At 65.7% G+C, this 15694-nt stretch carries 15 protein-coding genes; 1 reads left to right on the top strand and 14 read right to left on the bottom strand.

What is annotated here, in order from left to right; genetic code table 11:
- Nucleotides 1-27: 27 nt before the first annotated feature.
- The 6 genes from JOE69_RS17700 to JOE69_RS17675 are packed head-to-tail and all read right to left on the bottom strand — an operon-like array spanning nt 28 to nt 5368.
- Nucleotides 28-1032 carry an ABC transporter substrate-binding protein gene (locus JOE69_RS17700; RefSeq protein WP_309801016.1) on the bottom strand — a complete coding sequence of 335 codons (1005 nt, stop codon included), beginning with the start codon at nt 1030-1032 and terminating at the stop codon, nt 28-30.
- A complete protein-coding gene (locus JOE69_RS17695) occupies nt 1029-1985 on the bottom strand; it encodes an ABC transporter substrate-binding protein (protein WP_309801013.1) in 957 nt (318 codons plus the stop codon). The genes JOE69_RS17700 and JOE69_RS17695 overlap by 4 nt, the downstream gene beginning before the upstream one ends.
- A gap of 9 nt (nt 1986-1994) precedes the next feature.
- A complete protein-coding gene (locus JOE69_RS17690) occupies nt 1995-2789 on the bottom strand; it encodes an amino acid ABC transporter ATP-binding protein (RefSeq protein ID WP_309801010.1) in 795 nt (264 codons plus the stop codon).
- Nucleotides 2786-3751: an amino acid ABC transporter permease gene (locus JOE69_RS17685; protein ID WP_309801008.1), complete on the bottom strand. Its 966-nt coding sequence runs from the start codon at nt 3749-3751 to the stop codon at nt 2786-2788. Before JOE69_RS17685 ends, JOE69_RS17690 begins: the two co-directional genes overlap by 4 nt.
- Entirely contained in the window at nt 3748-4251 is a 504-nt protein-coding gene (locus tag JOE69_RS17680) for a GNAT family N-acetyltransferase (RefSeq protein WP_309801006.1), read from the bottom strand. Before JOE69_RS17680 ends, JOE69_RS17685 begins: the two co-directional genes overlap by 4 nt.
- A 1-nt stretch (nt 4252) precedes the next feature.
- Entirely contained in the window at nt 4253-5368 is a 1116-nt protein-coding gene (locus JOE69_RS17675; protein ID WP_309801004.1) for an LLM class flavin-dependent oxidoreductase, read from the bottom strand.
- 259 nt (nt 5369-5627) lie between these two features.
- Here JOE69_RS17675 and JOE69_RS17670 point away from each other — a divergent pair, with 259 nt between their 5' ends.
- The gene (locus JOE69_RS17670; RefSeq protein WP_309801003.1) at nt 5628-7409 is read left to right on the top strand and encodes an FAD/NAD(P)-binding protein; all 1782 of its coding nucleotides are present in this window, start codon (nt 5628-5630) and stop codon (nt 7407-7409) included.
- Between the two features lie 48 nt (nt 7410-7457).
- Here JOE69_RS17670 and JOE69_RS17665 read toward each other — a convergent pair whose 3' ends face one another.
- The 8 genes from JOE69_RS17665 to rapZ all read right to left on the bottom strand — a co-directional run bounded on the left by JOE69_RS17665 (nt 7458) and on the right by rapZ (nt 15629).
- Entirely contained in the window at nt 7458-8600 is a 1143-nt protein-coding gene (locus JOE69_RS17665; protein ID WP_309801001.1) for an LLM class flavin-dependent oxidoreductase, read from the bottom strand.
- Complete coding sequence (locus tag JOE69_RS17660) at nt 8597-9112, bottom strand: flavin reductase family protein (RefSeq protein WP_309800999.1); 516 nt, start codon at nt 9110-9112, stop codon at nt 8597-8599. Before JOE69_RS17660 ends, JOE69_RS17665 begins: the two co-directional genes overlap by 4 nt.
- Before the next feature lie 245 nt (nt 9113-9357).
- The gene (locus JOE69_RS17655; protein WP_296361668.1) at nt 9358-10602 is read right to left on the bottom strand and encodes a phosphoglycerate kinase; all 1245 of its coding nucleotides are present in this window, start codon (nt 10600-10602) and stop codon (nt 9358-9360) included.
- A 2-nt stretch (nt 10603-10604) separates the two neighbouring features.
- The gene (gene gap, locus JOE69_RS17650) at nt 10605-11612 is read right to left on the bottom strand and encodes a type I glyceraldehyde-3-phosphate dehydrogenase (protein ID WP_296361667.1); all 1008 of its coding nucleotides are present in this window, start codon (nt 11610-11612) and stop codon (nt 10605-10607) included.
- Nucleotides 11613-11883: 271 nt separating this feature from the next.
- Entirely contained in the window at nt 11884-12513 is a 630-nt protein-coding gene (locus JOE69_RS17645; protein WP_296361666.1) for a superoxide dismutase, read from the bottom strand.
- A 149-nt stretch (nt 12514-12662) separates the two neighbouring features.
- Nucleotides 12663-13643 (bottom strand): DNA-binding protein WhiA, encoded by a 981-nt coding sequence (gene whiA, locus JOE69_RS17640; RefSeq protein WP_296361664.1) that lies wholly within the window; start codon nt 13641-13643, stop codon nt 12663-12665.
- A gap of 52 nt (nt 13644-13695) precedes the next feature.
- On the bottom strand, nt 13696-14709 hold the full coding sequence (locus JOE69_RS17635; RefSeq protein WP_309800994.1) for a gluconeogenesis factor YvcK family protein: 1014 nt from the start codon (nt 14707-14709) through the stop codon (nt 13696-13698).
- The gene (rapZ, locus tag JOE69_RS17630) at nt 14709-15629 is read right to left on the bottom strand and encodes an RNase adapter RapZ (RefSeq protein ID WP_296361659.1); all 921 of its coding nucleotides are present in this window, start codon (nt 15627-15629) and stop codon (nt 14709-14711) included. The genes JOE69_RS17635 and rapZ overlap by 1 nt, the downstream gene beginning before the upstream one ends.
- Nucleotides 15630-15694 lie beyond the last annotated feature (65 nt).

The following is a 15694-nucleotide window of genomic DNA, read 5'->3' as shown; positions in this document are numbered from 1 at the left end:
TGCGGCGTCCAATCCGGCAAACCGAGCTCAACGTCTCGGCAAGCCGGGCGGATTGGTCCGGGATTGCCGGATCGCTTCGCTGGATAGCCCCCACCGTTCGAGCACCTTGGCGTAGCTCCCGTCCTCGATCAGCCCATTGAGCGCGGCGGTGAACGCCGCAGCCAGGCCGGAGCCCTTTTTGCTCGTCACGGCGATTTCCGCAGTGTCCGGCCAGCCGCCGGACACCAGGCCCACCAGCTTGGTCTTACCGCTGACCGCAGCCTTGTAGGCCCCGGTGGCGTTCGGACCGAAGCTCAGATCCGACCGGCCCGATTGGATCGCCAGATCGCTTGCCGAAGCATCGTCGTAATACTGGAACTCGACGGCAGCCAATCCCGCAGCCCGGTTCTCGGCGTCCCAGGCGAGCAGGACCTTCTCCTGATTGGTGCCGGAACCCACGATGATCTTCTTTCCGGCCACGTCCGCGGCCCGCTCGATCTTGCTGATCGGGCTGTCCCGGCGGGCATAGAAGCCAAGCTGGTCATTGCGGTAGCTGGAAAAGTCGAAGCGCTCTTTGCGCTCTTCGGTGACGGTGACGTTGGATATCACCGCGTCGTATTTGCCCGACCCCAGCCCCAACGGCCAATCGGCCCAACTGGTCGCCTGGAGCGAGAGTTTCAGTCCCAGCGCATCGGCCAGGAGCTGCGCCATCGCCGGCTCGGAGCCGACGACCGTCACGTTGTCGGCGGCATAGAAGCCCAAAGGCGCGGATCCCGGGGCGTTGCCGACCACGAGCGTGCCGCGTGCTGCGAAACTACCGGGCAGCAGCGCGGCGGCGGCCGGGTTCAATGCCGCGCGGATGGGTTCCCCGGTGGCTGCCGGCCCGGTTGGCGAAGCCACCGGGTCCGAGGTCCCGGCCGGGGCCAGACTGGCTGGAGACGGGTCGGCACAGGCATTGAGCACGCCGGGCAAACTGAGCAGCAGGAGCAGCGAGCCAAGCAGCCGCAGCCGGGACCGGGGCCCGGGGCGTTGCCGCAGATTCCGCGGTTTCATGAGACCACCGTCGACTCGGGCAGCGCTTCCTCGGCCAATCCCCAGCGGTCCAGGACCTTGCCGTAGCTGCCGTCCCGGATTGCCGAATTGATCGCTGCGGACAAGGCCGCGGCCAGCCCGTTTCCTTTCGCGGTGGTCGCTGCGACCAAGGTCTCTTTGGGCCAGCCGGCATTGACTTTGCCGACGACTTTCACTCCGGATGCCGTGGCTTGTTGGTAGACCGCGGTCGGATACGGCTGCAGTGCCGCATCGATCCGACCCGATTGCAGGCTCAGCAGAGTATCGCTCGCGCTGCCGAAATTGACCAGCTCGGCCGGTGCCCGGCCGGCTTTCAGCAGGGTCTCGTTCCAGGCCAGCAGAATCTTCTCCTGGTTGGTTCCGGGCCCGACCGCGATCTTCAGACCCGCGATGTCTTCCGCGGACTCGAGCCGCCGGGTCGATCCGGCCGCCGCGACGAATCCCATATAGGCCGCCCGATAACTCGCGAAGTCAAAAATCTTCCTCCGTTCGTCGTTGATTCCGACGTTCGAAAACACCGCGTCGTAGTCGCCTGATTGCGTCTTCAGCGGCCAGCTCTCCCAGGACGTCACCTGGATCTCCAAGGCCAGCCCCAATTTGTCGGCGACCAGCTGGGCCAGGTCGAGTTCCGATCCGATCACGGTCTTGTCGTCGCTCGCGTGGAAGCTCAACGGCGCCGAACCGGCGGTAGTTGCCACGACCAGGCGCGCGCGGTCCCGGTTCTTTTGCGGCAGCAGCGCCGCCGCATCCGGATCCCGGTCGGCCCGGATCCGGTTCTGCTCCGGGCTCGTGTTGATCCGGACGGCAGGGCCGGTCGCGGCGGCCGGACCTCCGGCCGCGCCTGCAGCCTGGGCCGGCGTCGGGTCCGGGGCGCCGCAACCGGTCAGCGACAAGAGTCCGGCCAACAGCAATGCCGGCAAAACCTTGAATTTCATCGATGCTCCTCAGAGTACTTTGGCCAGGAACGCCCGGGTGCGCGGATGCGCCTGCGGGCCGAAAATATGGGCCGGCGGCCCTTGGTCGACCACCTGCCCCTGGTCCAGGAACACGATTCGATCCGCGATTTCCCTGGCGAAACCGATCTCGTGGCTCACGATGATCAGCGTGGTCCCGCTCCGGGCCAGGTCTTTGATCACATCGAGCACTTCATTGACCAATTCCGGGTCCAGTGCGGAGGTCGGTTCGTCGAAGAGCAGCACTTTGGGCTCCAGGGCCAGCGCCCTGGCGATCGCCACGCGTTGCTGCTGTCCCCCGGAAAGCTGCCGGGGGTACGCTCCGGCCTTGCCCTGCAGGCCGACTCGGGCCAGCAACTCCAATGCCCTGCTGCTCGCTTGGGCCTTCGGCTGGCGCAAGGCGGAAACCGGGGCTTCGATGATGTTCTCCAGCACGGTCAGATGCGGGAAGAGATTGAAGTTCTGGAAGACCATGCCCACCCGGGTGCGCTGTCTGAGCACCTCGCGTTCCGGCAGCTCCTGCAAGCTCGCGCCCCGTTTGCCCGCGCGCCGCCGGTAGCCCACCAATTCGCCGTCGATGTCGATGCTGCCCCGGTCCAGCTTCTCCAAATGGTTGATGGTCCGTAATAGCGTCGATTTCCCGGAACCGGATGGACCCAGGACCACGGTGACCTCGCCCGGGCCGATCTGCAGGTCGATCCCGTTGAGCACTTCGGTGCCGGCGAAGCTCTTGTGCACCGACTCGATGCTGACCCGGCCACGGCTCGCAGTTGCCGCCGTCGTCATCGGCCTGCTCCCGGAGTCTTGGCAGCGCCGGAAAGCAGCACCCGGAATCGTTGCCAGGGGGTGGGCGGCAAGGTCCGCAGCGCGCCGCGGGCGAACCTGCGCTCGATGTAGTACTGGCCCACGCTCAGTACCGAGGTGATCAGCACGTACCAGAGCGTCGCCACGAGCAGCAGCGGAATCACTTGCTGAGTCCGGTTGTAGATCACCTGGATGGTGTAGAAGAGCTCGCTGTAGGCGAGCACATAGACCACCGAAGTCCCTTTGACCAGGCCGATGATCTCGTTGAAGGCACTCGGCAGGATCGCGCGCAGGGCCTGCGGAAGCACGATCCGCAGGGCCCGACGGCGGCGCGGGATGCCCAGCGCTGCCGCAGCTTCCAACTGCCCTTGGTCCACGGACAGAATCCCACCGCGGATGATCTCTGCGGAATAGGCCGCCTGGTGCAGGGTCAAGCCGAGTACCGCGGCGGCGAATTGGCTGATCAAAGTGGTGGTCTGCACTTCGAAGAGCACCGGCCCGAAAGGCACGCCGAGCTGGATTTTCTCGTACAGATAGCCCAGGTTGTACCAAAGCAGCAGTTGCACCAGGAGCGGCACCGAGCGGAAAATCCAGGTGTAGGCCCAGGAAACCGTACGCAACAGCGGCGAATCGGAGATCCGCATCAAAGCGAGCAGGAAGCCCAGGACGAAGCCGGCGCTGCCGGCGATCACGGTGAGCAGCAAGGTCGAGCCCAGCCCGCGGATGACCGACTCGGCCGTGAACCATTGGGCCACCACCGCCCATTCCCAGCGTGGATTCGCCACCAGGGACCAGAGCAGCGGCAGCAACAACAACCCGACGAGCACGGAGGCAGCCAGTCGGCCCGGATGCCGGGCCGGTACGATCCCGAGGGTCTCCGGGCCGGTTTCCGGGCCGGTCTGCTGCGGGGTGCCCGGGCTGGACCGGAGCAGGGTTGCGCTCATCGTTTCAATTCCTTCCGGAACGGCAAGTGCCAGATCGATTCGGGGTCTGCGGCAAGGTCGAACTGCGGAAGGTAGCCCGCAGCCAAGTAGAGCTCTTTGGCCTCCGGCTGCCGCGGGCCGGTGGTCAGATAGATCCGCAGGTAGCCGCGGCGAGCCGCCTCGGCTTCCAACTCGGCCAGCACCCGCTGGCCCAATCCGCGACGCCGGTGCGCCGAATGCGTCCAGATCCGTTTCAGTTCCGCAGTCTGGCGGTCGTATTTCCGGAAGGCTCCGCCGGCGACCGGCTGTCCTTGTTCCAGCAGCAGCACGAAGGCCCCGTCCGGCGCACGGAACTCCGCTGCCGGATAGTCCACCAGCTCACGATGCGCTTGCTCCGCGGGATGCCCGTACCTGCGGCTGTATTCGGCAGCGAGCTCCTGGTACAGAGTGCCCAATCTCGGGTCATCCGGCGCAACGGCGACTGCGGCCGCGGTCTCGGCCAGCCCGGCGGAAGTCGCCATCTCAAGCCACCTCGGCCGACTGCGGCTGGCCCAGCCCGAGGCGTGCCGCTTCCTGCCGCACCAAGGGAATCACCTGTTTGCCGAAGTCCTCGGCGTCTTGCAGGGTGTCGTAGCCGCGCACCGAAATGATGTCCACGCCGAGCTTGAGGTATTCCAGCAAGGCCTCGGCGACGATCTCCGGAGTACCCACCAAGGCGTTGGAGTTCCCTCCCCCGCCGGTCAGCTGCGCGGTTTTGGTCCAAAGCGCCGTGCCGAACTTTTCGCCCTGCGCGGCCAACCGCAACAGCCGCTGGGATCCGCTGTTCTCCGGGTCGGTGAGCGAACGGCGGTGCCGGAAGACGGTGGCCCCCTTGACCCGGTCCGCGAGCCGATCCGCGATTTCTTCGGCACGCTGCCAGGCCCGTGCCCGGGTGCTGCCCAGGATCGGCCGGAACGCGATTTGGATCCGCGGCGGCACCGTGCGCCCGGCGTCGGCCGCAGCCTGCCGGATCGAACGGATCTGCTCGGCCGTGCCCTCCAGGGTTTCGCCCCACAGCGCGAAGACATCGGATTCGGCGGCTCCGATCCGATAGGCCGCCTCGGATGACCCGCCGAAGGAGATCAGCGGCCTGGGCTGTTGCACTGGTTGGAAGTCCAGGGCGAAGTCCTGAAGCCGGTAGTGCCGCCCGGCATAATCGAAACGGCCCCGTTCAGTCCAGGCCTTTTTGACGATCTGCAGGTATTCTCCGGTGCGCACGTACCGCTCGTCCTTGCTCAGGTGGTCCCCTTCGGCTGCCTGATCCGCGGTCGAGCCCCCGGTGATGAAATGCACCGCCACCCGGCCATCCGAGACCTGGTCCAAAGTGGCATAGGTCTTGGCCGCGAAGGTCGGTGCTGAAACGTTCGGCCGATGCGCCACCAGCAGACCCAGGCTCGTCGTCTGCCCCGCGACGTAGGCTGCGGCCTGCGCCGGATCCGGGCTGCCCGAACTGTAAGCGAAAAGCACCCGGGTAAAGCCGTTCTCCTCGTGCACCCGGGCCAGCCTCGCCGCATATTCACGGTCGAACACCGGGCCGCTGCGCGGTTGGATTTCGGTCCCGTCATTGAGCGCGCCCATACCCAGAAATTCGATGCCCACTGCCTGTTCCTTCCCCTCGACCGGTACTCGTGGCTCGACGGTATGGCCCGGCTGATCCCGGGTCAACGCCGGTGACCCCGGTGGTACTCCGGCGTCGCCAGACGTCGGGAGATGGCTCCGGATGACTTCGGTTCATGGCGGGATGGGTCCTCCGGTGAACGCCGGTTACGGTCTTTGACCGCAGGCGAACCGGCACTGGCGGCCACCCGGCGCAGCACGTACAGTCCTGGCAGAACACCTGGAATCCAACAGGAGAACCATGCCTCAACAGCGGGAATCGAGTATCGCATTCATCGGCGGCGGGCCGCGGACACTGGGCATCCTGGAACGCTTGGCCAAGAATTCGGGCGCTTCTTCCGGTCCTTTGGACATACATGTGGTGGAACCCTTCGAACCGGGTTCAGGACGGATCTGGCGACGCGGACAGTCTGCTCTGCTGAAGCTGAATTCCTTGGCCGGCGAGGTGACCATGTTCACCGACTCCAGTGTCCGGATGGCCGGCCCGCCCGCGCCCGGCCCGTCCCTGGCCGAATGGGCCGCCGGGATCCGCGAAGGCCGGATCCGGGAGCTTCCCGACTGGAACCCGGAGTTGGCCGACGAAGCGGCTTCGCTGTCCCCGCAGAGCTTCCCCAGCCGGGTGCTGCACGCGCGTTACCTGCAGTGGTGCTACGCCGGGGTGCTCCGTGCCATGCCTCCGGAGGTCACCGTGCATTGGCACCGCTGCCGGGCCGAGGCGGTCGAGCCCGCGGCCGGCGACCGGCACCGAGTCCGGCTTTCCTCCGGTTTCGCTCCGCTCACCGTGGACGCGGTGGTGCTGGCCACCGGCCATGCCGAAGAAACCGGGACCGACTCCGGGTTCGCGGAATTCGCCCGGGAGCACGGCCTGCATTACCAGCCGCCGTCGTACACCGCGGACAGCGATTTCTCCCGGGTCGCGCCGGGCCGCGAAGTCATCGTCCGGGGCATGGGATTGGCGTTCATCGACCTCATGGTGTTGTTGATGGAAGGCCGCGGCGGCCGGTTCGAGCAGACGTCCGAGGGGTTGCGCTACCGGCCTTCCGGGGCAGAGCCGGTTCTGCTGGTCGGTTCGGGACGGGGCGTGCCGTACCGCTGCAAGCCCCGGCCGCAACTGCACGGGAGCCCGGCTGCGGTGCGGTACTTGACCGAAAGCACCGTGCGCGGATTACTCGAAACCCACCGGGAAGTGGACTTCGAACAACACTTGCAACCCCTGCTGCTCCGGGAACTCGCGCATGGCTACTACCAGGAACTGGCCACCGGGCATCCGCACCGGATCACCGTGGGCTGGCCGGAATTCCAGGCCGCGGTGGACCGGGACGCACCAGCGGACGAACTGCGGAAGATGTTGGCTGATCCGGCGGACCTGCTCGATTTCGCCCGTCTGGACCGCCCGCTCGACGGGCTTTCCGATCCGGACCGGCAAACGCAGATCAGCCGGCACGTGGCAGCTGATCTGCGTTTGCGGACCGCGGAAGGCCACTCCGAAAGCTACGGCTTGTTCCTGGCGTTGATCGGCTGCCACCGGGCGATTTCGGCAATTCCGCAAGACCGGTTCAGCGCAGCCTCGCGACCTGCCATGGCGGGCCGCTGGCATTCGTTCTTCAGCTATCTCGCCTCCGGTCCGCCACCGGCCCGGCTTCGGGAGCTGCTGGCCTTGCACGAGGCCGGTTTGATCCGCTTTCTGGGCGCCGGTCTTCGGGTTTGGCCCGATCCGGGCAACGGCCGGTTCGCCGCCGCCGGCTCGGCCGGCTCGGCTTCCGCCGAGATCCTGATCGATGCCTTTTTGCCGGTGCAGCCGGAACCGGTTCCGGTGGACCGGCAAGCCCGGATGCTCGGGCCGGACGGCCGGCCGATCCCCGGACGCTTCGCCGCCGGCCCTTTCACCAGTGCGCCGAAAACCGGGGCGTTCAGCCGGCCAGGGAGCAACGCGCCGGCCTTCCGGGAAAACGATGCGCTGGCCCACCGGCTCTTGGCCTGGATCGGCGCCCGGACACCGGCACTCGCCGAGGCGGTCCACTGAACATCCGGGGTTGACCGGCCGTCGGCCGGATCCTGCCCTTGGTCCAGCTCAGAGCGCCAACAGCGCCGTCTGCTGGGTAATCGGCGGCCTTCGTGGGTCCGCACCGCGGCCGCCGGCGAAAGCGGGCCGCCGTGCATAAGGATCGCCATCCTGCCACAGCGTGGTCGTGACCTCTCGCCGGACCGCCGGAATCACCTCGGCGGCAAAGCGCTCCAAGACCTCCAGCTGTTGTTCCAAGGGCAAGGTGCTGGGCAAGGAGACCGACTGCAAATCGTGGCTGAAGCTCTGATGGAACCGCAGGATTTTGTCCACCACCTGCTCCGCCGTGCCGACCAGGGCCGGACCTTCCGCGATGGCATGTTCGATGCCGCGGAACGGCGAGTTGTTCCCCGGGACATTGCGGGCTGCGACCAGGCCCTCGTAGACCGGACCGAACTGCCGCTTCGCCTCCGCGGCGCTGTCCGCGATAAAAACCCCGCCGGCCCCGGATCCGGCGCCCAAGTAGGCCCGGCTGGGATCGTGTCCATGCCGTTCATAGCTTTCGAAGTAGTAGGCGATCAGTTCCTGGTAGGCGGCCAGCGGCTGAATCGCGTTCGCGCTGAACAGCGGGTCGCCCCATCGCGCGGCGAGCTCCACGGCAGCTCGCGACGTCGCCGAGCCGTGCCAGATCCGGATCGGGCCGCCATAAGGGCGCGGCTGGCTGGTTGCGGATTCGAGAGCACTCCGGAAACTGCCCTGCCAGTCCACATTTTCCTCCCGCCAGAGTCGCCGCAGGAGGCCGTATTTCTCGGCCAGGATTTCATACTGCTGCTCGGCGGAGACATCGAAGAGCGGGAACTGGGCGAGTTCGTTCCCCTTGCCGATGGTGATTTCCAGCCGGCCCCGGGACAACTGGTCGACTGTGGCGTAGTCTTCGGCGGCCCGGAAGGCATCTGCGAGGGTCAGCACCGTGACCCCGGTCTGCAACCGGATCCGGCTCGTCGCGGCGGCGATCGCACCCAACAGCACTGCCGGTGAACTGGACAGGAACGGGCCGGCATGGCGTTCGCCGACCGCAAAGCAGTCGAAGCCCAGCGCTTCAGCCCGGCTGGCCAAACCGACGGTCTGCGCGAACCGTTCCGCAACGCTCACCAGGCGGCCGGAGACCGGGTTGGGCTGATGCGCGACGAGGTCGAGGAGTTGGAATTTCACGCGCTCAACGCCTGCCACGCGCCCTGGCGCAGGGCGGCGAACTTTCCGTACACGAACAGCAAGGGATCAGTCCCGGACTCCGCCGTCGCGAGGCCGTTCACGCGGCCCACCGCGATGGTGTGGTCGCCGCCGTCGTACTCGGTATGCAGCTCGCAGTCCACCCAGGCGGCCGCGGCCTGCAAATGCGGACTCCCCTGCGCCGAGAGCCGCCATTCGACGCCGTGGAACCGATCGACACCCTTGCGGCTGAAGCGCAGCGCGAGCGCTTCGGCGCCCGCCGGTAAAATGTTCACCGCGAACCGGCCGACGCTGCGGATCGCCGGCCAGCTGGCCGAATTCCGGCTCGGGTTGAAGGAGACCAGCGCCGGATCGAGCGAGAGCGAGGTCAACGATTGGCAGGTGAAACCGATCGGACCGTCCGGACCTGCGGCGGTGATCACCGCGAGCCCGGTGGCGAAATGGCCGAGGACCGCGCGCATGCTGCTCGGGCTGATGTCGTACGGCGAAGTCACGGTGGCTCCTCGGTGGTTGCGTCCGGCGATACTGATGACGCCAATCAACCACGCCGCGCAGGGCCAAACAAGCAGGACCGGCTTTTGCGGCAACCTCGCGAAATCTCAAGCAACACAACTCAACATCGCGACGCAGAACGAAACCTGCCGAACCAACGCAGGCCCGCCCAATTCCGGAACTCAGTGGGCAGAGACGTCTCTGCCCCCCCTGAACCGGCCGATAGGACGGGCCTGCGGAGTGCGGGTTAGTTGCGGTCCAGGGCACTCAGCCCGGGCAGCTCCTTGCCTTCCAAGAACTCCAAGCTGGCACCGCCACCGGTGGAAATATGCCCGAAGGCATCGTCGGCGAAGCCCAGGCTGCGCACGGCCGAGGCCGAATCGCCACCGCCGACGACGCTGAACGCGCCGCTCCCGGCCAGGGCCGCAGCCACCGCGCGGGTGCCTTCGGCGAAGGCCGGGAACTCGAACACGCCCATCGGGCCGTTCCAGAATACGGTCTTCGCCGCAGTGATCTGCTCGGCGAACGCTGCCGCAGTGGCCGGACCGATGTCCAGCCCGATGCCGCTGCCGCCGAAGGAACTCGACTCGATCGCGTCCGCAGCGACCAACTCGTGCGCAGCGTCCGGAGCGAACTTTTCCGCCACCACGACGTCGGTCGGCAGGATGAAGCGGGTCCCGGCGCCCTTCGCGCGGTTCAGGTAGTTCGTCACCGCCCCCACTTGGTCTTCCTCGAGCAGGCTCGCGCCCACCCGATAGCCCAACGCCGCGAGGAAGGTGAACAGCATTCCGCCGCCGACCAGGATCGCATCCGCCTTGCCGATCAGATTGTCGATCACGGCCAGTTTGTCGGAGACCTTTGAACCGCCCAGTACCACGACATAGGGCCGCTCCGGCGACTCGGTGAGCTTGCGCAGCACCTCGAGTTCGGTACGGACCAAATCCCCCTGATAAGCAGGCAGCTTCAACGCCAGGTCGTAGACGCTGGCGTGTTTGCGGTGCACCGCGCCGAATGCGTCGTCCACATACGCCGCACCGGATCCGCCCAGACCGGCCAGCTCGGCCGCGAAGGCCGCACGTTCCGCGTCGTCTTTGGCCGTCTCCCGCGGATCGAAGCGGACGTTCTCCAGAACCAGCACCTGGCCATCGGAGAGCCCCGCAGCTGCGGCTTTCGCGGCGGTGCCGGAAACATCTCCGGCCAAAGAAACCGGTACCTCCGCGAGCTCGGCCAACCGGTCGGCCGCCGGGCGCAAAGAGTATTTGGCCTCCGGCACGCCCTGCGGTCGGCCCAGGTGCGCGAGCACCAGGACCCGGGCACCGGCCTTGGCCAGTTTCTCGATCACGGGGAGCGAGGCCCGGACCCGGCCGTCGTCGGCCACTGTCTGCGTTCCGTCCGGAGCGCCAGAAAGCGGCACGTTCAGGTCGCTTCGGACCAAAACGTACCGCCCCTGGACACCGTCGGCGATGAGTTCGTCAAGGGTGTGCAATGTCATGTTTAGAGCTTAGACGCTACAAGCTCGGTCAGGTCCACCAAGCGGTTCGAGTAGCCCCATTCGTTGTCGTACCAGGAAACCACCTTCACCTGGTTGCCGATCACCTTGGTCAATCCGGCATCGAAGATCGACGACGCCGGATCGGTTACGATGTCCGAGGAGACGATCGGATCCTCGGTGTAGGTCAGGTAGCCCTTGAGCGGGCCGCTCTCAGCTGCTGCCTGGTACGCGGCGTTCACTTCTTCAACCGTAACTTCACGCGAAACGGTTGCAGTCAGATCAGTTGCCGAGCCGGTCGGAACCGGCACCCGCAATGCGTAACCGTCGAGTTTTCCCTTCAGTTCCGGCAGCACCAGACCGATCGCTTTCGCCGCACCAGTCGAGGTAGGCACAATGTTGATCGCGGCAGCGCGGGCGCGACGCAGATCCTTGTGCGGGCCGTCCTGCAGGTTCTGATCCGCGGTGTAGGCGTGGATCGTGGTCATCAAACCGCGTTCGATGCCGAAGTTGTCGTTCAGCACCTTGGCGAGCGGGCCCAAGCAGTTGGTCGTGCAGGAAGCATTCGAGATGATGTTGTGCTTCGCCGGATCATAATCGCCGTCATTGACACCCAAAACGATGGTGACATCTTCATCGGAAGCGGGTGCGGAGATCAACACTTTCTTGGCGCCGGCATCGATGTGCTTTTGCGCATCGGCGGCTTTGGTGAAGAATCCGGTGGACTCGATCACGATGTCCACGCCCAGCTCGGCCCACGGCAGATTCGCGGGATCCCGCTCGGCCAGGACTTTGATGGTCTTGCCGTTGACCACCAGGTTCCCGTCGACGACGTCGACGGTCGCCTTGATCCGGCCGGTGACCGAATCGTATTTGAGCAGATGGGCCAGCGCTTCCGGGCTGGTCAGGTCGTTGACCGCGACGATCTCCAGGTCTGCGCCCTGCTCCAGAGCCGCACGGAAGTAGTTGCGTCCGATTCGGCCGAAGCCGTTGATGCCGATCTTTGTGGTCACTGTTCAATCTCCCTTAGTGCTTTTGCGAGCACTTCTAGTTCTCGTGATTTGGCCGATGGGGCCAATTGCGAAACGAATCCCGCACGACGCTGGGCAGAGATGACTTACCTGTCGAAACAGTTGCCGGAAGGACCGGCAGCGGCCTCGTGATCCATCTTACGTTTAAGAACGTTTGCCCCTGCAAACGCAGGGGCAAACTTCCACCATGTGGAACAAATTGTGACGCAGCTTACAGCAGATGCTCAGCGTGCGAACAGCCTCCGGGCTCCGATCAGAGGACGACCAGTCCCCGGGCGCCGGTGCGCGCCGCTTCGAAGCGCTTGGCGGAATCCGCCCAGTTCGCAATGTTCCAGAACGCCTTGACGTAGTCCGCCTTGACGTTGACGTAATCCAGGTAGAAAGCGTGCTCCCACATGTCCAGCATCAAGAGCGGAGTGGTCGCCACCGGCACATTCGCCTGCTGATCGTAGAGCTGTTCGATCACCAGGTTGCCGCCGATCGGCTCGTATGCCAAGATCGCCCAACCGGAACCCTGCAGGCCGAGTGCTGCCGCCGAGAACTGCGCCCGGAAAGCGTCGAACGAGCCGAACGCGTCATCGATGGCCGCGGCCAGTTCGCCTTCGGGCTTGTCGCCGCCGTCCGGCGAAAGGTTGTTCCAGAAGATCGAGTGGTTAGTGTGTCCACCCAAGTGGAAGGCCAGATCCTTGGACAGGCCGGTGATGTAGGTGAAGTCACCCTTTTCCCGGGCCGCAGCCAAGCGCTCGAGGGCCGTGTTCGCGCCGGCCACATATGCCGCATGGTGCTTGTCGTGGTGCAGTTCCATGATCCTGGCCGAAATATGCGGCTCTAGAGCCGCGTAATCGTAGGGCAGATCGGGAAGTGTGTACTGCGTGAATGTCACGATTCCTCCGTAGTGTGTGAATGAGCAACTAATCCATCTCACCGATCGGGTCTTCCGACCGGAATCTTCGGCGGTCCAAGCTCCGCTATCGTAATAACGCAACACTTTTGTGATGTATTTCCGATGGGCGGAAACTTTCTCAGCCCAGGCTATTCCTCGAGCATCTCCAATGTCACATTCGCCTCCGTGCTGGGTATGCCCAAATCAGAGGCACGCTTGTCCGCCATAGCGAGCAGCCTCCGGATCCGCCCGGCAATCGCGTCCTTGGTCATCGGCGGGTCGGCCAAGCGGCCCAGTTCGTCCAAGCTCGCCTGCTTGTGCGCGACCCGGAGCTCACCGGCGTACTTCAAATGATCCGGCACATCGTCGCCGAGGATCTCCAAGGCCCGGTCCACCCGCGCTCCCGCAGCAACCGCGGCTTGCGCCGAGCGGCGCAGATTTGCGTCGTCGAAATTGGCCAAGCGGTTCGCCGTGGCCCGCACTTCCTTGCGCATCCGGCGCTCTTCCCAGACCAACAAGGTCTCATGCGCGCCCATCCGGGTGAGCAGCGCAGCGATCGTATCGCCGTCCCGGATCACCACCCGGTCGATGCCGCGGACTTCCCGGGCTTTCGCCGCGATGCCCAGACGCCGGGCCGAACCGACCAGGGCCAGTGCGGCCTCCGGTCCCGGACACGTCACTTCGAGCGAGGACGAACGGCCGGGCTCGGTCAACGAACCGTGCGCCAGGAATGCGCCGCGCCAGACCGCCTCCGCGTCGGCCGCCGAGCCGTTGACCACCACGGAAGGCAGGCCGCGCACCGGACGGCCCCGGCTGTCCAACAGACCCGTTTGCCGGGCCAGGGCTTCACCCTCCCGGACCACCCGCACCACATACCGGTTGCCCCGGCGCAAGCCGCCGCCGGAAACCACGATGATCTCGCTCTGGTGCCCGTAGAGTTCCGCGATCGCGACGCGCAGCCGGCGGGCCGTCGCCGCCAGATCGACTTCGGCTTCGATCACGATCCGACCGGAAATGATGTGCAGTCCCCCGGCAAAGCGCAGCATGGCGGAAACCTCGGCTTTGCGCACCGAGGATTTGCGCACCTCGAGCCGGGAAAGCTCCTCTTTTACCGCTGCGGTCAGCGCCATCTGTTGTTCCTGCCTTGTCGTCGAAGTCTTCGAAAATGAGTCGCCGGATCCATCAGGTACCCGCGAAAACGTCGTGGAACGCGGCGGCGAGCCGGAGCGGGTCGTGGACCGCCTGTTTGTTGCTCGCCCGCACCCGGGTCAACACCACCTCAGCGCCCAAAGCCGTGGCCGCAGCCTCGAATTCGTCCCGGTCTCCGACGCTGGTCGGATCCGCGAGCACTACATCCACCCCGAATTCCGGCGCATACTTCGAAATCACCCGCAGATGGTCGGCCGCGCTCATGCCTTCGGCTTCTTTGTCGTTGACGTCCAAATTCATCGCGAGGCAGCGTTTCGCCGGAGTGTTGCAGAGCGCTTGGCGCAATTCCGGCAGCAGCAGGTGCGGCAGCACCGAGGTGTACCAGGAGCCCGGGCCGAGCACCACCCAGTCGGCCAACTCGATCGCTTCCAGCGCCTCGACGCAGGCCGCGGCGTTCTCCGGCAGCAAACGGACGTCCTCCACCATCCCGGCGGTGGCCAGAACCGACTGCCCGGCAATCCGATGCGTGGTTTCGGTTCCGTCCTCGGCGGTCTTCCGGCTGCGGCCCTGAATGGTCAGCGGCACGCTCGCCATCGGCAGCACTTGGCCCCGGGCGCCCAGCAGTGCGCCGGCCCAGCGCAGCCCGTCGACGGTATTGCCGAGCAGCTCCCACAAGGTGACGATCAGCAGATTGCCCATCGCGTGTTGGTCCAACGAGCTGTTCCGCCCCGGTTTCGACTGGAACCGGTGCTGCATCACGTCGCGCCAGGTACGGCCCCAATCGGTGTCGTCGCACAGTGCGGAAAGCGCCATCCGGAGGTCTCCGGGTGGCAGCACCCCAAGTTCGTCGCGCAGCTTTCCCGATGAGCCTCCGTCGTCGGCCACGGTGACCACTGCGGTCAGGTCACTGGTGAGCAACCGGAGTGCGGAAAGCGAGGCGTACAGCCCGTGCCCGCCGCCCAGGGCCACCACCGAAGTATCGGAACCGCCGTTCTGCGCTTGGTTCTTCGGCGGGATCAGCGGCAGCGGCCCGGTGAGCAGCGCCACTATTCGCGCCCCAGATCACGGTGTTTGGTACTGACCGACACCCGGGGCAGTTGCGCGAGCCGTTTGGCCAGTTCGACGGCGACCGCCACCGAGCGGTGCTTGCCGCCGGTGCAGCCGACGGCGATAGTGGCGTAGTGCTTGTTCTCTCGCCGGTAGCCTTCGAGCACCGGCTCCAAAGCTTTGACGTACAAGCTGATGAATTCATTGGCGCCGTTCTCCGCCAGCACGAAATCGCTGACGTCCTGGTCCAAACCGGTGTGCGGGCGCAATTGCGGAACCCAATGCGGATTCGGCAGGAACCGCACGTCGGCGACATAGTTCGCGTCCACCGGAAGCCCATATTTGAAGCCGAAGCTCATCACGGTCAGCCGGAGCACCACCGGCCCGGAATCGGAGAACAAACCGGTCACCTGGCTGGCCAATTCGTGCACGTTCAGGTCTGAAGTGTCCACCACGATGTCCGCAGCATCGCGCAACAGCGCCAGGGCTTCGCGTTCGGCAGCGATGCCGTCGAGCATCCGGCCGTCGCCCTGCAGGGGATGCGGCCGCCGGCCCTGTTCGAAGCGTCGGACCAGGGTTCCGTCACTGGCGTCCAGGAACAACACCCGGTAGCTGATTCCGCTCGCCGCCAGGGTGTTGAGCGAATCGCGGATGTCGCTGAAAAAGGCCTTGCCCCGCACATCGACCACGACCGCCAACTTGGGCAAAGCCTGCGGCGTGCGCGCCACCAAGTCGGCCAAGGTGCTGAGCATCTGCGGCGGCAGGTTCTCCACGACGTACCAGCCGTGGTCCTCGAGTGCGTTGGCTGCGGTGCTCCGGCCTGCCCCGGACATTCCGGTGACCACGAGCAGCTCAGATTCTTGGGGTTTCACCGGGGTGAACTCGCCTTCAGCCCCAGCCCCAGGGGTTGAATCTGTCATTGCCGCACGTCCTGTCTGTCTATTCGCCCGATACCGCCCGCGGGGATCCGGTTCCCCTTAGCCTA

This window comes from Arthrobacter russicus, assembly GCF_031454135.1.
Classification (GTDB): Bacteria; Actinomycetota; Actinomycetes; order Actinomycetales; family Micrococcaceae; genus Renibacterium; species Renibacterium russicum.
This window is presented reverse-complemented; position numbering and strand designations above follow the sequence as displayed.